The following is an 18,306-nucleotide window of genomic DNA, read 5'->3' as shown; positions in this document are numbered from 1 at the left end:
GTGGCTGCGGTCGGGTAACAGATGACTGTGCTTACAGGGTATTACGCGGTGGAGCGGAGAAGGAGCGGCCATGACGAGCACGACCGGAACGGACAGGACAGCGGCCGGAACCGGCTGGCGGGCGTGGCAGGAGAGCTGGGACCGGCAGCAGGAGTGGTACATGCCGGACCGCGAGGAGCGCTTCCGGGTGATGCTGGACATGGTGGAGGCCTTCGCCGGCACCGCACCCCGCGTCCTCGACCTCGCGTGCGGCACGGGCACCGTCACGGCCCGGCTGCTCGACCGGTTCCCGGACGCCCGCAGCACCGGCGTCGACCTGGACCCCGCCCTGCTCACCATCGCCCGGGGCACCTTCGAAGGGGACGAGCGGGTCTCGTTCGTCGAGGCCGACCTGAAGGACCCCGACTGGACGGCGCGGCTGCCGTTCGCGTCGTACGACGCCGTGCTGACCGCGACCGCCCTGCACTGGCTGCACTGCGAACCCCTCGCGGTCCTCTACGGCCAGATCGCGGGCCTCGTCCGCGACGGCGGTGTCTTCATGAACGCCGACCACATGATCGACGAGACGACGCCGAGGATCAACGCGGCGGACCGCGCCCAGCGGCACGCCCGCATGGACCGGGCCGGGCGGGACGGCGTCCTCGACTGGGCCCAGTGGTGGGAGCTGGCGGCCGCTGACCCGGTCCTGGCCGGACCGACCGCCCGACGCTTCGAGATCTACGGCGAGCACGCCGACGGCGAGACGCCCTCCGCCGACTGGCACGCGCGCGTGCTGCGCGAGAAGGGCTTCGCCGAGGCGCGACCGGTGTGGCGCTCGCCCTCGGACGCCCTGGTGCTGGCGGTCAGGTAGCCCGCACGGAACGGTCGCCCCGCGGCACGGTCCCGTGGAACGGTCGCCCTGCGGCCGGTCGTCACGGGGCGCGGTCGCCGCGGGACGCGCGAAAGGGGCGGTACGGGGATTTCCGTACCGCCCCTTTTCGTGGCGTCGCGTCCGCGCGGGCCGGTCAGAGCACCTTCGACAGGAAGGACTGCGTCCGCTCGTGCTGCGGGTTCGTCAGGACGTCGCGCGGGTTGCCGGACTCGACCACCACACCGCCGTCCATGAAGACCAGCGAGTCGCCGACCTCCCGGGCGAAGCCCATCTCGTGCGTGACGACGACCATCGTCATGCCGGACTCGGCGAGGTCGCGCATGACGTCGAGGACGTCACCGACCAGCTCCGGGTCGAGCGCCGAGGTGGGCTCGTCGAAGAGCATCAGCTTCGGGTCCATGGCCAGCGCGCGGGCGATCGCGACGCGCTGCTGCTGGCCGCCCGACAGCTGCGAGGGGTAGTTGCCCGCCTTGTCGGCCAGGCCGACGCGCTCCAGCAGCTGGCCGGCGCGCTCCCGGGCCTGCGCCCTGCTGATGCCCTTGACCTGGACCGGCGCCTCCATGACGTTGTCCAGCGCCGTCATGTGCGGGAACAGGTTGAAGCGCTGGAAGACCATGCCGATGTCCCGGCGCTTGAGAGCGACCTCGCTGTCCTTGAGCTCGTACAGCTTGTCGCCCTTCTGGCGGTAGCCGACCAGCTCCCCGTCGACGTACAGCCGGCCGGCGTTGACCTTCTCCAGGTGGTTGATGCACCGGAGGAAGGTCGACTTGCCGGAGCCGGAGGGGCCGATGAGGCAGAAGACCTCGCCGGACTTCACCTCCAGGTCGATGCCCTTGAGGACTTCCACGGGACCGAAGGACTTGTGGACACCTTCGGACTTCACCATCGGCGTGGTGGCGTCCGACTTGGTCACGTCGGCGGTCATACCGTGCCTCCCTTCGGGCGGCCCAGCGACAGCATGTTGGCCTTGATTTTCTGGAACGGGGTGTCCGGCAGACTACGGCTGGAACCGCGCGCGTAGTACCGCTCGACGTAGTACTGCCCGACGCTGAGGACCGAGGTCATGATCAGGTACCAGGCGGCGGCGAGGAAGAGCATCTCGACCGGTGCGCCGGACGTCTGTCCGATGTCCTGGGCGTAGCGGAAGAGCTCCGGATACTGGACCACCGACACCAGCGAGGTCGTCTTCAGCATGTTGATGACCTCGTTGCCCGTGGGCGGCACGATGACGCGCATCGCCTGCGGGATCACGATCCGGCGCAGTGTCTTGCTGTGGCTCATGCCAAGCGCGTGCGAGGCCTCGGTCTGGCCCTCGTCGACCGAGAGCAGGCCGGCGCGGCAGATCTCCGCCATGTAGGCGGCCTCGTTCAGGCCCAGGCCCAGGAGCGCCGTCAGCAGCGGCGTCATGAAGCTCGACCAGTAGTCCTTGTAGATCGGACCGAGGTTGATGTACTCGAAGACCAGGCCCAGGTTGAACCAGATGATCAGCTGGACCAGGACCGGGGTGCCGCGGAAGAACCAGATGTAGAACCAGGCGATGGACGACGTCACGGGGTTCTTCGACAGCCGCATCACGGCCAGCATGATGCCGCCGACGATGCCGATCACCATCGACAGCACCGTCAGCAGGAGCGTCTTTCCGACGCCCGTGAGGATGCGGTGATCGAAGAAGTAGTCCGGTACGGCATTCCAGTTGATCTTGCCTTGGCCGAACGCGTAGATGATCGCGACGAAGATCGCGATCGCGATGACGGCGGATACGTAGCGGCCGTAGTGCCGGACCGGGATGGCCTTGATGGCCTCCGGCCCGGCCGGGGGAGTGTCCCCGGGGCCCGTCGTCTTGTCGATGTCAACAGTCACGGATGTTGCCTTTCAGTGCCGCTGGAGTCGCGGTCACTTGCCGCCGTTGATCTCTGCCGACTTGACCGCTCCGGCGTCGACACCCCACTTGGAGATGACCTTGGCGTACGTGCCGTCCTTGATGATCGCGTCGAGCGCGGCCTGCAGGGCGTCACGGAGCTGGGTGCTGGACTTGGCCACGGCGATGCCGTACGGAGCGGCCTCGACCTGGTCGCCGACGATCTGGAAGTCCTTGCCGCCGCCCGAGGTCTTCACCGCGTACGCGGCGACCGGGAAGTCGGAGGAGCCGGCGTCGGCACCGCCGGCGCGCAGCCGGGTCTGGGCCTGCTGGTCGTTGTCGTAGGCCTCGATGGCGATCTGCTTGCCGCCGGTACACTTCTTGGACTCGGCCTTGGCGAGGTCCTCGGAGACCGTGCCGCGCTGCAGGGCGATCTTCTTGCCGCACAGGTCGGACCAGGTCTTGATGCCCTGTGTCTTGCCCTTGGGCGTGTAGATCGAGACACCCGCGGTGAAGTAGTCGATGAAGTCGACACCCTCGCCGACCTTCTTGCCGGTCTCGGAGTCGATGCCCTCCTGACGGTCCTTGGTGTCCGTCATGGCCGACATCGCCATGTCGTAGCGCTTGGAGCGCAGGCCGGTCAGCAGGGTGTCGAAGGTGCCGTTCTCGAACGTGAACTTCACGCCGAGCTGCTTGCCCATGGCGTCCGCGAGGTCGGGGTCGATGCCCACGGTCTTGCCCGAGCTGTCCTTGAACTCGACCGGCGCGTACGCGATGTCCGAGCCGACCTTGATCTCGCCCTTGTCCCGAATGGCCTTGGGGAGCTTGTCGGCCAGCGGGGCGGTGCTGGTCTTCGTGCTGTCCGACCCCTTGTCCTTGGTCTGGTCACCGCAGCCGGTGAGCAGCAGGGCGCCGGCGACCGCGATCGCACCGACCGCTGCTATCCGGGACCGGGCGGCGGGGGTACGACGGGTGGAGCTTGCGGTCATGGTGGTTCCTCCGGCGGATGAGGGAGTTGCCGATGGGTCGACGAGAACACACACCTTCGAGTGTCGCGACCTCGTGTGATGACGGCATCTTGCCATTCGGATTCGCGCATTCAGGCGACTCGCTATGTCAAAATCGGATAACGGGTCGTCGCCGAACCACTTGAGGCCGGCCCGCCGGGCCGGATGTTGTGCGGGAATCCCCCCTTCCGGCCGGAAGATCTTCGGCTCATCCACCGATGCGAGCTACCGCTTCTGCGCACTTGCGCGGCTTGAGGACCAATCGAGGACTTGTCCCGACATCCGGTGACGAGTCGTGTCACGCGCGTGTGACCTTCGCACTATGGACTCGTCGACCACCTGGTCCGTCGGGTAAGAAGGTTCCTTACACCCCTCATCCGGGGCTCAGGGCGCGTGTGCGGCGCGCCCGTCGCGTGTCCGCCCGTACGCAACCACGGCGGCAGGGCATACGCGGTGCCCGCCCACGCCTCAACCAGGAGTGGTCACCCTCAAACCTTGAATACTTAAGGGGTAAAACAAAGTGGCAGCGGAGATCGTCAATCCTCGCAGCGACAGCAGTACGGATCAGGAAGGCGAGGCGGAGCCCCTCGATTCCTTCGACCCGGCATTCGCGCTGCACCGTGGGGGCAAGATGGCCGTGCAGGCCACCGTGCCCATCCGTGACAAGGACGACCTGTCCCTGGCGTACACGCCCGGTGTGGCGAAAGTGTGCAGCGCCATCGCCGAGCAGCCGGAACTGGTCCACGACTACACATGGAAGTCGTCCGTCGTCGCCGTCGTGACCGACGGCACGGCCGTGCTCGGACTCGGTGACATCGGTCCGGAGGCCTCGCTCCCCGTCATGGAGGGCAAGGCCATTCTCTTCAAGCAGTTCGGCGGGGTCGACGCGGTGCCGATCGCGCTCGCCTGCACGGGCGTCGACGAGATCGTCGAAACCGTGGTCCGGCTCGCCCCCTCGTTCGGCGGTGTGAACCTGGAGGACATCTCGGCGCCGCGGTGCTTCGAGATCGAGCGGAAGCTCCAGGAGCGGCTGGACATTCCGGTCTTCCACGACGACCAGCACGGCACGGCCGTCGTCACGCTCGCCGCCCTGCGCAACGCCGCCCGGCTCACCGGGCGCTCGCTCGGCGAGCTGCGCGCGGTGATCTCGGGCGCGGGTGCGGCCGGGGTCGCCATCGCCAAGTTCCTGCTGGAGGCGGGGCTCGGTGACGTCGCCGTCGCGGACCGCAAGGGCATCGTGTCCCGTGACCGGGACGACCTCACCCCGGTCAAGCGGGAACTCGCCGAGCTCACGAACAAGGCGGGCATCTCCGGCTCGCTGGAGTCGGCCCTCGCGGGCGCCGACGTCTTCATCGGTGTCTCCGGCGGTACGGTGCAGGAGGCGGCGGTGGCGTCGATGGCCGAGGGCGCGTTCGTGTTCGCCATGGCCAACCCGGACCCCGAGGTGCGTCCGGAGATCGCGCACAAGTACGCGGCCGTGGTGGCCACCGGGCGGTCCGACTTCCCGAACCAGATCAACAACGTGCTGGCGTTCCCCGGCATCTTCGCCGGTGCGCTTCAGGTCCGGGCCTCCCGGATCACGGAGACGATGAAGATCGCGGCGGCCGAGGCGTTGGCTGCGGTCGTCGGGGACGACCTCGCCGCGGACTACGTGATTCCCTCGCCGTTCGACGAGCGGGTGGCGCCGGCGGTCACCGCCGCGGTGGCCGCTGCCGCTCGGGCGGAGGGTGTGGCTCGTCGCTGAGCTGCGGTTTCCGTGCCCCGTCGGGATCCGTCCCGGCGGGGCCGGTTTTTTTTGCCCGGCGGGTGGGCCGAGTGGGTGGTGTTCGCCCCCGCCGCCGCTTCCCGTCCCCGTCCCGTCCCTGGTTGCTGAGTCCCGGGACCTCCTGTCGCGCCGCGCGCTCGTCCTCGCGCGCCGGGCGGACCGGATCGATCCCGCACCGGCTGGAATCGGGACGCGTGTCACAGCGGGACGTTGTTCCTTCGGGGAGGGGCGGAGCCTATCGTCATGGTCATGTTCGCTGCCTACGCCGCCCGAATCGACCGTGACCAGCCGCTGAACGGCCTGGAGTTGGGGGAGCGCCCGGCCCCCGAGCAGAGGCCCGGCTGGACGACCGTGAACGTCAGGGCCGCCTCCCTCAACCACCACGACCTGTGGTCCCTGCGCGGAGTCGGCCTGTCCGAGGACAAGCTGCCGATGATCCTCGGCTGCGACGCCGCGGGCGTCGACGAAGACGGCAACGAGGTCGTCCTGCACTCCGTCATCGGCCAGAGCGGCCACGGCGTCGGACCGGACGAGCCCCGCTCCATCCTCACCGAGCGCTACCAGGGCACGTTCGCCGAGCAGGTCTCCGTACCGACGTGGAACGTGCTGCCGAAGCCCAAGGAGCTCTCCTTCGAGGAGGCCGCCTGCCTGCCGACGGCGTGGCTGACGGCGTACCGCATGCTCTTCACCAACGCGGGCGTGCGGCCCGGCGACTCGGTCCTCGTCCAGGGCGCGGGCGGCGGCGTCGCCACCGCCGCGATCGTGCTGGGCAAGGCCGCCGGTCTGCGGGTCTTCGCCACCAGCCGGGACGAGGCCAAGCGCAAGCGCGCCGTCGAACTGGGCGCCGTGGAGGCCCTGGAGTCCGGGGCGCGGCTGCCGCAGCGGGTGGACGCCGTGATCGAGACCGTCGGGGCCGCCACCTGGTCGCACTCGGTCAAGTCCCTGCGTCCCGGTGGCACCGTCGTCATCTCGGGCGCCACCAGCGGAGACCGCCCCTCCCACGCCGAACTGACCCGGATCTTCTTCCTGGAGCTGAAGGTCGTCGGGTCCACGATGGGCACCAAGGACGAGCTGGAGGACCTGCTGTCCTTCTGCGCCGCGACCGGAGTACGGCCCGTCATCGACGACGTCCTGCCGCTCGACCGGGCCCGCGAGGGCTTCGAACGCATCGCGTCGGGCGACCAGTTCGGAAAGGTCGTCCTCACCGCGGGCTGACCGCCGGTCCGCCATCCCCACCTTCTCGTCGCATCACACCGACGGCGGGCCCGGAGTCTCCGGGCCCGCCGTCGGTGTGTCCGGCCCCGCACGAGACTGCGCCCCGCACGTGCCTGTCAACTTCGATTGACAGGCACGGTTTGTCAACGTACGTTGACAACATGACCGAAGCAACGGATCTCGCCGAGCGTGCGGGGGACCGCGATCCGCGGATCGGCCTGCGGGCCGTCTCCGCGCTGCGGCGGCTGCTGGAGCAGCTGGAAGCGGTTCAGGTGCGCAACGCGCGCAATCAGGGCTGGTCGTGGCAGGAGATCGCCGCGGAACTCGGCGTGAGCAGGCAGGCCGTGCACAAGAAGTACGGGAGGCAGTGATGTTCGAGCGATTCACCAAAGACGCCCGCGCCGTGGTGACTGGGGCCGTCGAGCACTGCGAACGGACGGGGGAGAAGCGGGTCGAGGAGGGGCACCTGCTGCTCGCCCTGCTCGACCGGGAGGGCAGTCGCGGTTCGTTCGCCCTGACGTCGCTCGGGCTGGGGGACCGCCGTGAGGCGGTGGCCCGGGACCTTGCCGAGGCCCGCCGCCGCGGAGGGCTCTCCCGCGCCGACGCCGACGCCCTCTCCGGGCTCGGCATCGACCTCACCGAGATCGTCTCCCGGGTGGAGGAGGCGCACGGGACGGGTGCCCTGGCGGGCGGTGGGGGCACCGCCGGCCGGCGGTCCGGGCGGCGCCCCTTCACACGCGGCGCCAAGGACCTCCTCACCGAGTCCCTCCGGGTCGCGGTCGCGCTCCGGGACCGGCACATCGGCGACGAGCACCTGCTCCTCGCCCTCACGGCCCGCCCCGGCGTCCCGGCCGAGGTGCTCGCCGACCACGGGGTCACGTACGAGAGTGTGCGGCGCGTGCTGTGGGGCGGGGAAGCGGCCCAGGCGGGCTGACACCCGAGCGGGCTGACACCCGGGATGGCGGACACCCGAGCTGGCTGGCATCCGTTCGGCTGAACGGCCCGTCCCTTCGCGGGCCCGCGTTTCGCGGCCCCGTCCCTTCACGAGCCCGTGCTCCGGGAGCCCGGGCCTCTCCCGGACCCCGGGCTCAGGGCCTCGGCGTGCGCAGGGCCGCCCCGAGGTGCGCCGCCGCCGTCGACAAGTGGCGGCGCGCCTCGCGGAGCTGCTCCTCCGTCACGCCGTGGTCCCTGGCCGCGTCGCGGATGTCGTCGCGGAAGCGGTCCAGGAGACGGTCGAGGTCGCGGGCGGGATCACCCGTGGAGTCCTCGTGGGCCCAGGACGGCTCGTACCCGGCGGGGAAGTCCTCGCGTGTGACCGTGTACTCCGGCTCCGAATCCGGCGTCGCGCCCGGGCGGCCGAAACCGAAGTCCTTGCCGAGGCCCTTCCCGAAGTCCTTCCCGAAGTCGCCGAACTCCTTGGCCAGTTCACTGAGTCCCTCCCGCACGCCGGTGGGCCAGTCACCGCGCGCGAAGTGGTCCTGGACCTGCTCCTGGACCCGCTTGGCCATGCGCTGCATCTCCTCCTGCGCCTGCGCGCGGACCTTGTCCTGGGCCTCCTTGGCCTGGCGCCGGGCCCGCTGGGCCTCCTCGCGGGCCCGCCGGCTCTCGTCCTTCGCGCGCCGGGCCTGCTCCTTCCACTCCTGCTTGACGCGCCGCATCTCCTCCTTCGCGAGCCGCCACGCCTCCTTCTCGCCGAAGTCGCCGGACTCACCCGCGGTCCCGGAACCCCCCGGACGGCCGAGCCGCTCCCCGGCTCCGGAGGCACCCGGGGAACCGTCCCTGGCCTCCCGGGCCGCCGCGCGCATCTCGCGCCGCAGATCACCCGCGGCGCCCCGCACATCGGCACGGATCTCGGCGGCCAGCTCGGCGACCGACTCGCCGATCTCCAGCTCCAGGTCGGCCAGCTCGCCGCTGCGGTCGGCCAGTTCGGCGCGGCCCGCGTCCGTGATGGCGTACACCTTGCGGCCGCCCTCGGTGGTGTGGGTGACCAGCCCCTCGGCCTCCAGCTTGGCGAGCCGGGGGTAGACGGTGCCGGCCGAGGGCGCGTACAGCCCCTGGAAACGCTCCTCGAGGAGGCGGATCACCTCGTACCCGTGGCGGGGGGCCTCGTCGAGCAGCTTGAGCAGGTAGAGCCGCAGGCGGCCGTGAGCGAAGACGGGGGGCATTTCAGAGCACCTTCTTGTCGGTCGGTCCGTCGGTCGGCGCCGCGTCCTCCACCGGGGGCCGCCGCAGCAGGGCGATGGAGCCGGAGACGGTGATCGCCTTCAGCCTTCCCCTGCCCGCGCCCAGCCGGCCGGTGATCTTCTTGGCGCCCCACTGCCCGCCTACCCGCAGATCCTCGAAGGCGCTGGAGACCGAGCCGCTCGCGGTGTTCGCCTCCACCTCCGCGTCCGCCGGGTGCGGGAGCCGGACGGCGATCTCCCCCGAGACGTTCGTCAGGTGGACGTCGGTCGCTGCGCCCGTGTCGTCGAGGTCCACGATCATCGAGCCGCTCACGGACTCGGCCCGCACGCTCGAACCGGCGCCCTCGACGACGGTCAGGTCGCCGGACACGGAGTTGAAGCGGAGGTCGCCGGTGACGGCCTGGGCCTCAAGACTGCCCGACACCGTGCTCACCTGCACCGAGCCGGAGACACCGACGAGCGTGGTGTCCCCCGACACCCCTCTGACCTCCACCCGGCCCTCGGTCCCGGACACCACGGCGGCGGCTCCGACCACGCCCACCTCGACGGGCGTGCCCGCCGGGACGGCCAGCGAGACGACCGCACTGCGCCGCCACGCGTGGTGGTCGAACCACTTGAGGAAGCCCTGCCAGGGAAGGTCCTCGTACGCCACTGTCAGGGTGCCGCCGGACCGGGTCACCAGCAGCGGCGGGCCCTCCAGCTCGGAGACCTCCAGCCTGGCGGAACCCTCGTCGGTACCCACGACGTTCACCGTTCCGTTGACGATGCGCACGTGGAGCGCCGTCACGGGGTCGTCGAACGTCAGTGTCCTCGGCTCTGCGACGGACCACTCGGACATGGTGCGACCTCCTCGGCCGGACGGGACGCGACGCGCCATATCGCGTCTTCCACGTTTCACGATATATCGCGGATACGGAAAGTCAAGACACTCGTTCTCGTGAGCCCGCGGTGTCCGGTCCGTGTCGACGAGAGGCAACAAAAGGGGCAAGTCAGGTCGAATTCGCCCTACCGTAGGACCATGCCGACCACCCCCGACGAGCCCGCGGCCACGCCCGAGAGCTCCGCTGACACGCCCGCCGGCGCCCTGCTGCTCTGCCGGGCGGATCCCGGCGCCGTAGGGTCCGCGGCACAGCTGCTGCGAGAGCCGATGGAGCTCGCCGGCGCCGGCCCCGGCTGGAGTGTGCTCGTGCCTGCGGGCACCCCGTGGGCGGGCAAGGCCGAACCGGTCGACCGCGTGCTGACCGGCTGGGCCGCGGCCCTCGCCGTGGGCGCCCCCTGGCCCGTGCTCGCCCTGTGGTGGGACGCCGACCGCAGCGGCTACACCCTGGCCTCGGGCTTCCGCCGCCCCGTCGGCTACGAGTGGCTCGCGAACGGCACCCCGGTCGGTGAGGACGAGGCGATGCGCACCTTCGCCGTGCGTCTCGGCCTCGACCCCGTCCTCGACATGCAGGCCCTCGACCGGCTGACACAACCCGACGCCGCCGCCGACGCCCGGGCCCGCCTGAGCGGCCTCCTCGCCGTCCTCATGCGGGCGGGGGTGACCCTGCCGGACGGCCTGGCGCCCGGCACGCCCGCCGGACGCCTGACCGAGGCCGCCCGCGTCCTGCCTGGCTCCCGCCCGGTCACCCGGACCGACCGGAGCGGCGTCCACGAGAGGTCCGACGTCGCTCCGGAGCGTGCCCGTGCGGAATCCGGCGCCGCCGAAGACCGCGCGCCGAAGCCCCCGTTCCGCACCGTCCGCGCGGGACCCCGCGCGGGGGCCGAGACCCGTCGGCCCGGGACACGCGCACTGGCCCTCGGACAGCTGGCGGTGGGGCTGCCGCTGAGCGCCTACGGCGTGCGGCACCGCAGCGGCGGCTGGATCGTCGCGGGGGCCCTGCTGCTCCTCCACGGCGCCCTCGGCCTCGCGTACGAGCGGATCCGCGACCAGGGCTGACCGCCTGGCCGCACCGTCGCGAGCCGGGCCCTACCGGCCGCGTCGGCGCACTTGGCAGGCGTCGGTGGGCGTTACCCGCGCCTGCCCGCGTTACCCGCGCTGCCCGCGCCGTCGGCGGACCGGGTGAGCGGCTACTCCTCGTCGTCCTCGTCGTCCAGCCGCGCCAGCCACGTCGCGAGCCGCTCGACCGGCACCTCGAAGTCCGGGTTGAGATCGACGAACGTACGCAGCTGCTCGGCGAGCCACTCGAAGGTGACCTCCTCCTCGCCGCGCCGCTTCTCCAGTTCCTCGATGCCACGGTCGGTGAAGTACACGGATGCTCTCCTGGGGCTGGGCCGGCACCGGCCGGCCGGGGGTCGTTCCCCTCCAGGTTAGGCGGCACGCGAACGCCTCCCCCCACCGCCTCGGATCCCCGCCGCGGACGACGAAACCGGCCCCACCGCCCGTGAAGGCGATGGGGCCGGCCCCTTGGTCACTCGGGGGTGCTCAGCGGTTCACGCCTCGAACACCTCACGCACCAACTGCTCCTGCTCGGCCTGGTGGCGCTTGGCCGAACCCACCGCCGGGGAGGACGAGTGCGGGCGCGAGATGCGCCGCAGCCGCTCACCGTGCGGGACGTCCGCGCCGACCGCCAGGTCCAGGTGGTCGATCAGGTTCAGGGCGATGAAGGGCCACGCGCCCTGGTTCGCCGGCTCCTCCTGGGCCCACAGGTACTTCTCGGCGTTCGGGTACTTGGCGATCTCCGCCTGGAGCTCGGTACCCGGCAGCGGGTACAGGCGCTCGATGCGGATGATGGCCGTGTCCGTGACGCCGCGCTTGACGCGCTCCGCCTCCAGGTCGTAGTAGACCTTGCCCGCGCAGAAGACGACCTTGCGGACCGCGGCCGGGTCGGCGGACGCGTCGCCGATGACCGGGCGGAACTGGCCCGTCGTGAACTCCTCCGCCTTCGAGGCCGCCGCCTTCAGGCGCAGCATCGACTTCGGGGTGAAGACCACCAGCGGCTTGTGGTGCGGGTTGTGCACCTGCCACCGCAGGAGGTGGAAGTAGTTCGACGGGAGGGTCGGCATCGCGACCGTCATGTTGTTCTGCGCGCACATCTGGAGGAAGCGCTCCGGGCGGGCGGACGAGTGGTCCGGGCCCTGGCCCTCGTAGCCGTGCGGGAGGAGCAGGGTGACGCCCGACGTCTGGGCCCACTTCTGCTCCGCCGACGAGATGAACTCGTCCACGACCGTCTGCGCGCCGTTGACGAAGTCGCCGAACTGCGCCTCCCACATCACCAGCGCCTCGGGGCGGGCCAGCGAGTAGCCGTACTCGAAGCCCATCGCCGCGTACTCGCTGAGCAGCGAGTCGTAGACGTTGTAGCGGGCCTGGTCCTCGGAGAGGTACAGCAGCGGCGTGTAGTCCTCGCCGGTCTCCCGGTCGATGAGGACCGCGTGGCGCTGGCCGAACGTGCCACGGCGGGAGTCCTGGCCCGAGAGGCGCACCGGGGTGCCCTCCAGGAGCAGGGAGCCGATCGCGAGCGTCTCGCCCATGCCCCAGTCGATCGTGCCGTCCTCGACCATCGACGCGCGGCGCTGCAGCTGGGGCAGCAGACGCGGGTGGACGGTGACGCGGTCGGGGATGTTGACCTGGGACTCGGCGATGCGCTTGACGACCTCCGCGGAGACCGCGGTGTTCACGGCGACCGGGAACTGGGCCTGCGGGTCGGAGACGGGCGCCTCGCCCGGCTGCGACGTGGCCTCACGGACCTCCGTGAAGACCTTCTCCAGCTGGCCCTGGTAGTCCTGCAGCGCCTGCTCGGCCTCTTCCAGGGTGATGTCGCCGCGACCGATGAGGGACTCGGTGTAGAGCTTGCGCACCGAGCGCTTCTTGTCGATCAGGTCGTACATCAGCGGCTGGGTGAAGGCCGGGTTGTCCGACTCGTTGTGACCGCGGCGGCGGTAGCAGATGAGGTCGATGACGACGTCCTTGTTGAACGCCTGGCGGAACTCGAAGGCCAGGCGAGCGACGCGGACGACGGCCTCGGGGTCGTCGCCGTTCACGTGGAAGATCGGCGCCTCGATCATGCGGGCCACGTCGGTGGCGTACATCGAGGAGCGCGACGACTCCGGGGCGGCGGTGAAGCCGACCTGGTTGTTGATGACGACGTGGACCGTGCCGCCGGTGCGGTAGCCGCGCAGCTGGGACATGTTGAGCGTCTCGGCCACGACGCCCTGGCCGGCGAAGGCCGCGTCACCGTGCAGGGCGACCGGCAGGACCGTGAAGTCCGTGCCGCCCTTGTTGATGATGTCCTGCTTGGCGCGGGCGATGCCCTCGAGGATCGGGTCGACCGCCTCCAGGTGCGAGGGGTTCGCGGCCAGCGAGACCTTGATCTGCTCGCCGTCCAGGCCCGTGAAGGTGCCCTCGGCGCCCAGGTGGTACTTCACGTCACCGGAGCCGTGCATCGACTTCGGGTCGAGGTTGCCCTCGAACTCCCGGAAGATCTGCGCGTACGACTTGCCGACGATGTTCGCGAGGACGTTCAGGCGGCCGCGGTGGGCCATGCCGATGACGACCTCGTCCAGCCGCGACTCGGCGGCCGAGTCGAGCACCGCGTCGAGCAGCGGGATGACGGACTCGCCACCCTCCAGGGAGAAGCGCTTCTGGCCGACGTACTTCGTCTGCAGGAAGGTCTCGAAGGCCTCAGCCGCGTTCAGCCGGCGCAGGATGCGCAGCTGCTCCTCGCGCTCCGGCTTGGTGTGCGAGCGCTCGATGCGGTCCTGGATCCACTTGCGCTGCTTCGGGTCCTGGATGTGCATGAACTCGACGCCGGTGGTGCGGCAGTACGAGTCGCGCAGCACGCCGAGGATGTCGCGGAGCTTCATCAGGGACTTGCCCGCGAAGCCGCCGACGGCGAACTCGCGCTCCAGGTCCCAGAGGGTCAGGCCGTGCTCGGTGATGTCCAGGTCGGGGTGCTTGCGCTGGCGGTACTCCAGCGGGTCGGTGTCGGCCATGACGTGGCCGCGGACCCGGTAGGAGTGGATCAGCTCGAAGACGCGCGCGGCCTTGGTGACGTCGTCGTCGTGCGAGGCGTCGATGTCCTTGAGCCAGCGGACCGGCTCGTAGGGGATGCGCAGGGCCTCGAAGATCTCGTCGAAGAAGCCGTTCTCGCCGAGCAGCAGGTTCGCGACGATCCGCAGGAACTCGCCGGACGCGGCGCCCTGGATGACCCGGTGGTCGTAGGTCGACGTGAGCGTCATGACCTTCGAGATGCCGAGCTTGTTCAGGGTGTCCTGGGAGGTGCCCTGGAACTCCGCCGGGTAGTCCATCGAGCCGACGCCCATGATGACCGACTGTCCGGGCATCAGACGCGGGACCGAGTGGACGGTGCCGAGGCCGCCGGGGTTGGTCAGCGAGACCGTGACCCCGGTGAAGTCGTCCATCGTGAGCTTGCCGTCACGGGCGCGGCGGACGATGTCCTCGTAGGCCTGCCAGAACTCGAAGAAGTTCAGCGTCTCGGCCTTCTTGATGCCCGCGACGACCAGCTGGCGGTCGCCGTTGGGCTTCACCAGGTCGATGGCGAGGCCGAAGTTGACGTGCGGCGGCTTGACGAGGGTGGGCTTCCCGTCCTTGTCCGCGTAGTGCCAGTTCATCGACGGCATGGCCTTGATGGCCTGCACCATCGCGTACCCGATGAGGTGGGTGAAGGAGATCTTCCCGCCCCGGGCGCGCTTCAGGTGGTTGTTGATGACGATGCGGTTGTCGAACAGCAGCTTCACCGGGACGGCGCGCACGGACGTGGCCGTGGGCAGCTCCAGCGAGGCGTTCATGTTCTTCGCGACGGCACCGGCGGGGCCGCGCAGCGTTACGTACTCGGGGCCTTCGGGGGCCTCGGTGGCGGCGTCGGCCTTCGGCTTCGCGGCGGCCGGGGCGGCCTTGGCGGGAGCCGGGGGGGCGGCAGCGGGCTTCGGCGCGGCCGGAGCAGCCGCCGGAGCGGCGGGTGCGGCCTGTGCCGGGGCGGCCTTGACCTGGGCCGGAGCGGCCTGAGCCGGAGCGGTCTGGGCCGGAGCCGCGGGTGGCGCGGCCTGCGCCGGAGCGGCAGGCGCGGCCGGAGCCGATGTGCTGGTGCCTGCGGCCCCCGTGGCCGCAGTACCCGCCGCAGCCGTGGCGGTCGCGCCGCCCGGCTTGTAATCGGCGAAGAAGTCCCACCAGGCTCGGTCTACCGAGTTCGGGTCCTGGAGGTACTGCTGATAGATCTCGTCGACGAGCCACTCATTGGGACCGAAGGCCGCAGCAGGGTTCTTCCCGGCTTGGTCGTCGGTCGAGATGCTCGAGTTACTGGGGGACTGTGGCGACACGGCGGCAACCGCCCTCTTCCGCTTCACAAGGTGATGGACAGCGGGAATAAAGGCTACGCCTCCCTGGCCGAGAAGGTCAGGCCGGGCTGGTCATCGTCGCGTAAGTCACATCAGAACCCGTGTTTCGGGGCTGGAAATGGCGGGAAACAAGCGTGGTTCAGCCGCGGAACGGGTGCTTCGGCCCGGCCGCACGGAACCCCGGGGCGTGCGCCCCTGCCTGCTCACACGTGTCTGCCAGTGCGGACTGTCGTGGATCTTGTGGCTCCGCTTCGAACCCTACGTCAACTCGGCAGTGAAGGCAGGCCCGGAAGGGTGACCTGGATCCGGCAGCCGCGCCGGGATTCGGCCACTCCGATCCGGCCGCCGTGCAGATCGACCGCCCAGCGGGCGATGGCGAGCCCGAGGCCCGTACCGCCGTCGCTGCCCGGACCGTGCGGCGAGGGGACCCCGCCGCGGTTGAACCGCTCGAAGACCCGGTGCCACTCCGACTTCGGGATGCCGGGCCCCTCGTCCAGGACCTCCAGGTCCAGGGACTCCGGGGAGCTGCCCCGGCGGGCCCGCACCGTCACCCGGCCGTGCGGGGGGCTGTGCTTGACCGCGTTGTCGATGAGGTTGGCGACGACCTGGTGGATCCGCTCCGGGTCCGCGTGCGCGGTCAGCTCGGGCGGGGACACGTCCAGGTGCAGATGGACGTCCGTGCGGGTGTGGCTGCCGGAGCCGGAGGCGATGTCCGCGCGCGCGGAGGCGACCATGTTGGCCTCCTTCAGGACGCCGGACAGATACGGCCAGACCTCGAAGCGGCGCCTCTTCAGCGGCACGACGCCGTTGTCGAGCCGGGACAGGTCGAGCAGGGTCTCGACCAGGCGGCCGAGGCGCTCGGTCTGCTTCAGGGCGGTGCGCATCGTCTCGGGGTCCGCGGCCGAGACCCCGTCCACCACGTTCTCCAGGACCGCCCGCAGGCCGGCGATCGGGGTGCGCAGCTCGTGCGAGACGTTCGCCACGAGTTCCTTGCGCTGGCGGTCCTGCGCTTCCAGCTCGTCCGCCATGAGGTTGATCGTCTGGGCGAGGTCGCCCAGCTCGTCGCGGCGGCCGTCGCTCACCCGGCGCGTGTAGTCGCCGTGCGAGATGGACCGGGCGACCGTGTTCATCTCGTCCAGCGGGGCGGTGAGCGAGTGCGCCACGAACTGCGTGATCAGGAGGGTGGCGATCATCGAGAAGACCGTGATGAAGCGCAGTTCGGTCTCGGTGCGGACCGCGATCATCAGCAGACCGGTGGTGATGAGGACGGAGACCACGACCAGCGTGCCGAGCTTCGTCTTGATCGAGAAGGGGCGCACGCCTCCCCAGGGGCCCGCACCCTTGCGCGCCCCGAACCCGCTCATCACATGCGCCCCCTCACATCCGCCCCTTCAAGAGGTCCCGAACAGCGGCCCGGCTCAGGGAGTCGGGGTCTCCAGCGCGTAGCCCACGCCGTGGACCGTACGGATGCGCTCGGCACCGATCTTCCGGCGCAGGGCCTTGATGTGGCTGTCGACGGTGCGCGTCCCGGAGGCGTCCGCCCAGTCCCAGACCTCCGCGAGCAGCTGCTCGCGGGACAGCACGGCACGCGGGGTGTTCGCCAGGCAGACCAGCAGGTCGAACTCGGTGGGCGTCAGGTGCACGTCCTCCGAGCGGACCCGGACCCGGCGCTGCGCGTGGTCGATCTCCAGCTCGCCGAGCCGCAGGATCCCGCTGCGCGGCGTCGACGCGGCCACCACGGCGCGCTCCACGCGGCGCAGCAGGACGTGCACGCGGGCGGCCAGTTCGCGCATCGAGAACGGCTTCGTCATGTAGTCGTCGGCGCCGACGCCGAGCCCGACCAGCATGTCCGTCTCGTCGTCACGCGCCGTGAGCATCAGGACCGGCACCGGGCGCTGCGCCTGCACGCGTCGGCAGACCTCCAGGCCGTCGAAGCCGGGCAGCATGATGTCGAGGATCAGCAGGTCGGGCTGCCAGGCCTCGGCGGTGTCGACGGCGGCCGGGCCGTCGCCCGCCGTCTGCACCAGAAATCCCTCGGCTCGCAGACGGGCCGCGATGGCGTCGACGATCGTGGGGTCGTCCTCGACCACCAGCACCCGCCGCTGAGCGCCGGGCGTCGCCGCCGTGCCGTTGTGGGAGGTGTGTGTCTGCTCCATCGCCCGCCCCTGAAGTGTGCTTTCCGGAATCCGTGGGGTGATCCCATGACTGCGCTTGACGCTTGAATGATCCGCGTCAGGCAAGCAGAGTACGGGCAGTCACCGCAGCTCGGCTATCCAGGCCTTACCGCGAGATGCACCACGTCCGGAACGCCCCGGGCAACGGGGATCTCTTCGGTACGCACCCGTTGGAATCCGGCATTCCGCAAGGTTCCTTCAAATTCCGGAGAGGGCTGCGCCGACCACACCGCGAGCACGCCGCCGGGCCTCAACGCCCGGGCGCAGCCTGCCAGTCCGGCCCTCGAGTACAGGCTGTCGTTGCCCTCGGTGACCGTCCAGTCCGGGCCGTTGTCGATGTCCAGGCACAGGGCGTCGTACGTGGCGGAGATCTCATTGACGTGACGGACGACATCGGTCTCGACGATGTGCGTGCGCGGGTCCGCGAGGGCCTCGGCGGACAGTGCGGACAGGGGTCCCTCGCGGTGCCAGCCGATGATGGCCGGTTCGCGTTCGACGACCGTGATACGGCCCCAGCGGGGGTCGGCGGCGGCGTGTGCGAGCGAGAATCCGACGCCGAGACCGCCGATCAGCACGCTCGGTTCCGCCCGCCCGTCCAGGGCGTCGTACGCGGCGTCGACCAGCCGCCGCTCCGAGCGGCCGTCGGAGGTGTCCATCAGGAAGCATCCGTTGGCGATGATCTGCAGCAGCGCGCCGTGGCGCCGCAGCACGACCTCGCCGTACGGGCCCTCCCGGCGGTCGATGACCACAGGAGTGTCGTACGTGGCAGTCATGACGCCATCCTGGCACCTTCGTTGGGGCGTCCGGCCGGATTTTTCGGGGCGCAGGGCCCGTCGCCGGGGTTTCGCGGGGGGCGTCCGGCTGGCCGTTCTGTTGGACCGTCACGGGGTGTTCGACGGCCGGGGGCAGAGCCGGCGTCCGGCGGTGGTCGTGTTTCCGGAC

At 70.5% G+C, this 18,306-nt stretch carries 16 protein-coding genes; 6 read left to right on the top strand and 10 right to left on the bottom strand.

Annotated features, from left to right (window positions below; all coding sequences use genetic code 11):
* Window positions 1-70 precede the first annotated feature (70 nt).
* Window positions 71-850, top strand: a complete 780-nt coding sequence (locus tag AC0ZLC_RS14250) for a class I SAM-dependent methyltransferase (protein WP_476752310.1) — start codon at window positions 71-73, stop codon at window positions 848-850.
* Window positions 851-1,004: 154 nt separating this feature from the next.
* Here AC0ZLC_RS14250 and AC0ZLC_RS14245 read toward each other — a convergent pair whose 3' ends face one another.
* Genes AC0ZLC_RS14245 through AC0ZLC_RS14235 form a run of 3 tightly spaced genes read right to left on the bottom strand, consistent with a single transcriptional unit; the run spans window position 1,005 to window position 3,718 of the window.
* Window positions 1,005-1,796: an amino acid ABC transporter ATP-binding protein gene (locus AC0ZLC_RS14245; RefSeq protein WP_476752309.1), complete on the bottom strand. Its 792-nt coding sequence runs from the start codon at window positions 1,794-1,796 to the stop codon at window positions 1,005-1,007.
* Entirely contained in the window at window positions 1,793-2,731 is a 939-nt protein-coding gene (locus tag AC0ZLC_RS14240; protein ID WP_476752308.1) for an amino acid ABC transporter permease, read from the bottom strand. Before AC0ZLC_RS14240 ends, AC0ZLC_RS14245 begins: the two co-directional genes overlap by 4 nt.
* 33 nt (window positions 2,732-2,764) lie before the next feature.
* Window positions 2,765-3,718 carry an ABC transporter substrate-binding protein gene (locus AC0ZLC_RS14235; RefSeq protein WP_476752307.1) on the bottom strand — a complete coding sequence of 318 codons (954 nt, stop codon included), beginning with the start codon at window positions 3,716-3,718 and terminating at the stop codon, window positions 2,765-2,767.
* A 538-nt stretch (window positions 3,719-4,256) separates the two neighbouring features.
* Here AC0ZLC_RS14235 and AC0ZLC_RS14230 point away from each other — a divergent pair.
* From AC0ZLC_RS14230 to AC0ZLC_RS14215, 4 genes are all read left to right on the top strand, one after another.
* Complete coding sequence (locus tag AC0ZLC_RS14230; protein ID WP_476752306.1) at window positions 4,257-5,480, top strand: NAD(P)-dependent malic enzyme; 1,224 nt, start codon at window positions 4,257-4,259, stop codon at window positions 5,478-5,480.
* Window positions 5,481-5,750: 270 nt separating this feature from the next.
* Window positions 5,751-6,716, top strand: coding sequence for a zinc-binding dehydrogenase (locus AC0ZLC_RS14225; RefSeq protein WP_358852732.1), 966 nt, complete (start codon window positions 5,751-5,753; stop codon window positions 6,714-6,716).
* Window positions 6,717-6,877: 161 nt separating this feature from the next.
* Window positions 6,878-7,087, top strand: a complete 210-nt coding sequence (locus AC0ZLC_RS14220) for an HTH domain-containing protein (RefSeq protein WP_217454569.1) — start codon at window positions 6,878-6,880, stop codon at window positions 7,085-7,087.
* Window positions 7,087-7,650, top strand: a complete 564-nt coding sequence (locus AC0ZLC_RS14215; protein WP_476752305.1) for a Clp protease N-terminal domain-containing protein — start codon at window positions 7,087-7,089, stop codon at window positions 7,648-7,650. The genes AC0ZLC_RS14220 and AC0ZLC_RS14215 overlap by 1 nt, the downstream gene beginning before the upstream one ends.
* 154 nt (window positions 7,651-7,804) lie before the next feature.
* Here AC0ZLC_RS14215 and AC0ZLC_RS14210 read toward each other — a convergent pair whose 3' ends face one another.
* The gene (locus tag AC0ZLC_RS14210) at window positions 7,805-8,881 is read right to left on the bottom strand and encodes a helix-turn-helix transcriptional regulator (RefSeq protein WP_476752304.1); all 1,077 of its coding nucleotides are present in this window, start codon (window positions 8,879-8,881) and stop codon (window positions 7,805-7,807) included.
* Between the two features lies 1 nt (window position 8,882).
* Window positions 8,883-9,737, bottom strand: coding sequence for a DUF4097 family beta strand repeat-containing protein (locus AC0ZLC_RS14205; RefSeq protein ID WP_476752303.1), 855 nt, complete (start codon window positions 9,735-9,737; stop codon window positions 8,883-8,885).
* A 180-nt stretch (window positions 9,738-9,917) separates the two neighbouring features.
* On the opposite strand from AC0ZLC_RS14205, the gene AC0ZLC_RS14200 reads away from it, so the two are divergent.
* A complete protein-coding gene (locus AC0ZLC_RS14200) occupies window positions 9,918-10,835 on the top strand; it encodes a hypothetical protein (RefSeq protein ID WP_476752302.1) in 918 nt (305 codons plus the stop codon).
* A 131-nt stretch (window positions 10,836-10,966) separates the two neighbouring features.
* Here AC0ZLC_RS14200 and AC0ZLC_RS14195 read toward each other — a convergent pair whose 3' ends face one another.
* The 5 genes from AC0ZLC_RS14195 to AC0ZLC_RS14175 form a co-directional block, all read right to left on the bottom strand.
* Complete coding sequence (locus AC0ZLC_RS14195; RefSeq protein ID WP_005312030.1) at window positions 10,967-11,149, bottom strand: DUF6104 family protein; 183 nt, start codon at window positions 11,147-11,149, stop codon at window positions 10,967-10,969.
* A 180-nt stretch (window positions 11,150-11,329) separates the two neighbouring features.
* The gene (locus AC0ZLC_RS14190; RefSeq protein WP_476752301.1) at window positions 11,330-15,172 is read right to left on the bottom strand and encodes a multifunctional oxoglutarate decarboxylase/oxoglutarate dehydrogenase thiamine pyrophosphate-binding subunit/dihydrolipoyllysine-residue succinyltransferase subunit; all 3,843 of its coding nucleotides are present in this window, start codon (window positions 15,170-15,172) and stop codon (window positions 11,330-11,332) included.
* Window positions 15,173-15,453: 281 nt separating this feature from the next.
* Window positions 15,454-16,554, bottom strand: a complete 1,101-nt coding sequence (locus AC0ZLC_RS14185) for a HAMP domain-containing sensor histidine kinase (RefSeq protein ID WP_476752300.1) — start codon at window positions 16,552-16,554, stop codon at window positions 15,454-15,456.
* A gap of 54 nt (window positions 16,555-16,608) precedes the next feature.
* A complete protein-coding gene (locus tag AC0ZLC_RS14180; protein WP_054236710.1) occupies window positions 16,609-17,346 on the bottom strand; it encodes a response regulator transcription factor in 738 nt (245 codons plus the stop codon).
* A 113-nt stretch (window positions 17,347-17,459) separates the two neighbouring features.
* Window positions 17,460-18,137 carry a spermine/spermidine synthase domain-containing protein gene (locus AC0ZLC_RS14175; protein WP_476752299.1) on the bottom strand — a complete coding sequence of 226 codons (678 nt, stop codon included), beginning with the start codon at window positions 18,135-18,137 and terminating at the stop codon, window positions 17,460-17,462.
* Window positions 18,138-18,306: the final 169 nt, after the last annotated feature.

The sequence above is a fragment of the Streptomyces sp. GLSS-08 genome (assembly GCF_056387915.1).
The sequence above is the reverse complement of the archived record's forward strand: the minus strand, read 5'-3'. Positions and strand labels throughout refer to the sequence as shown.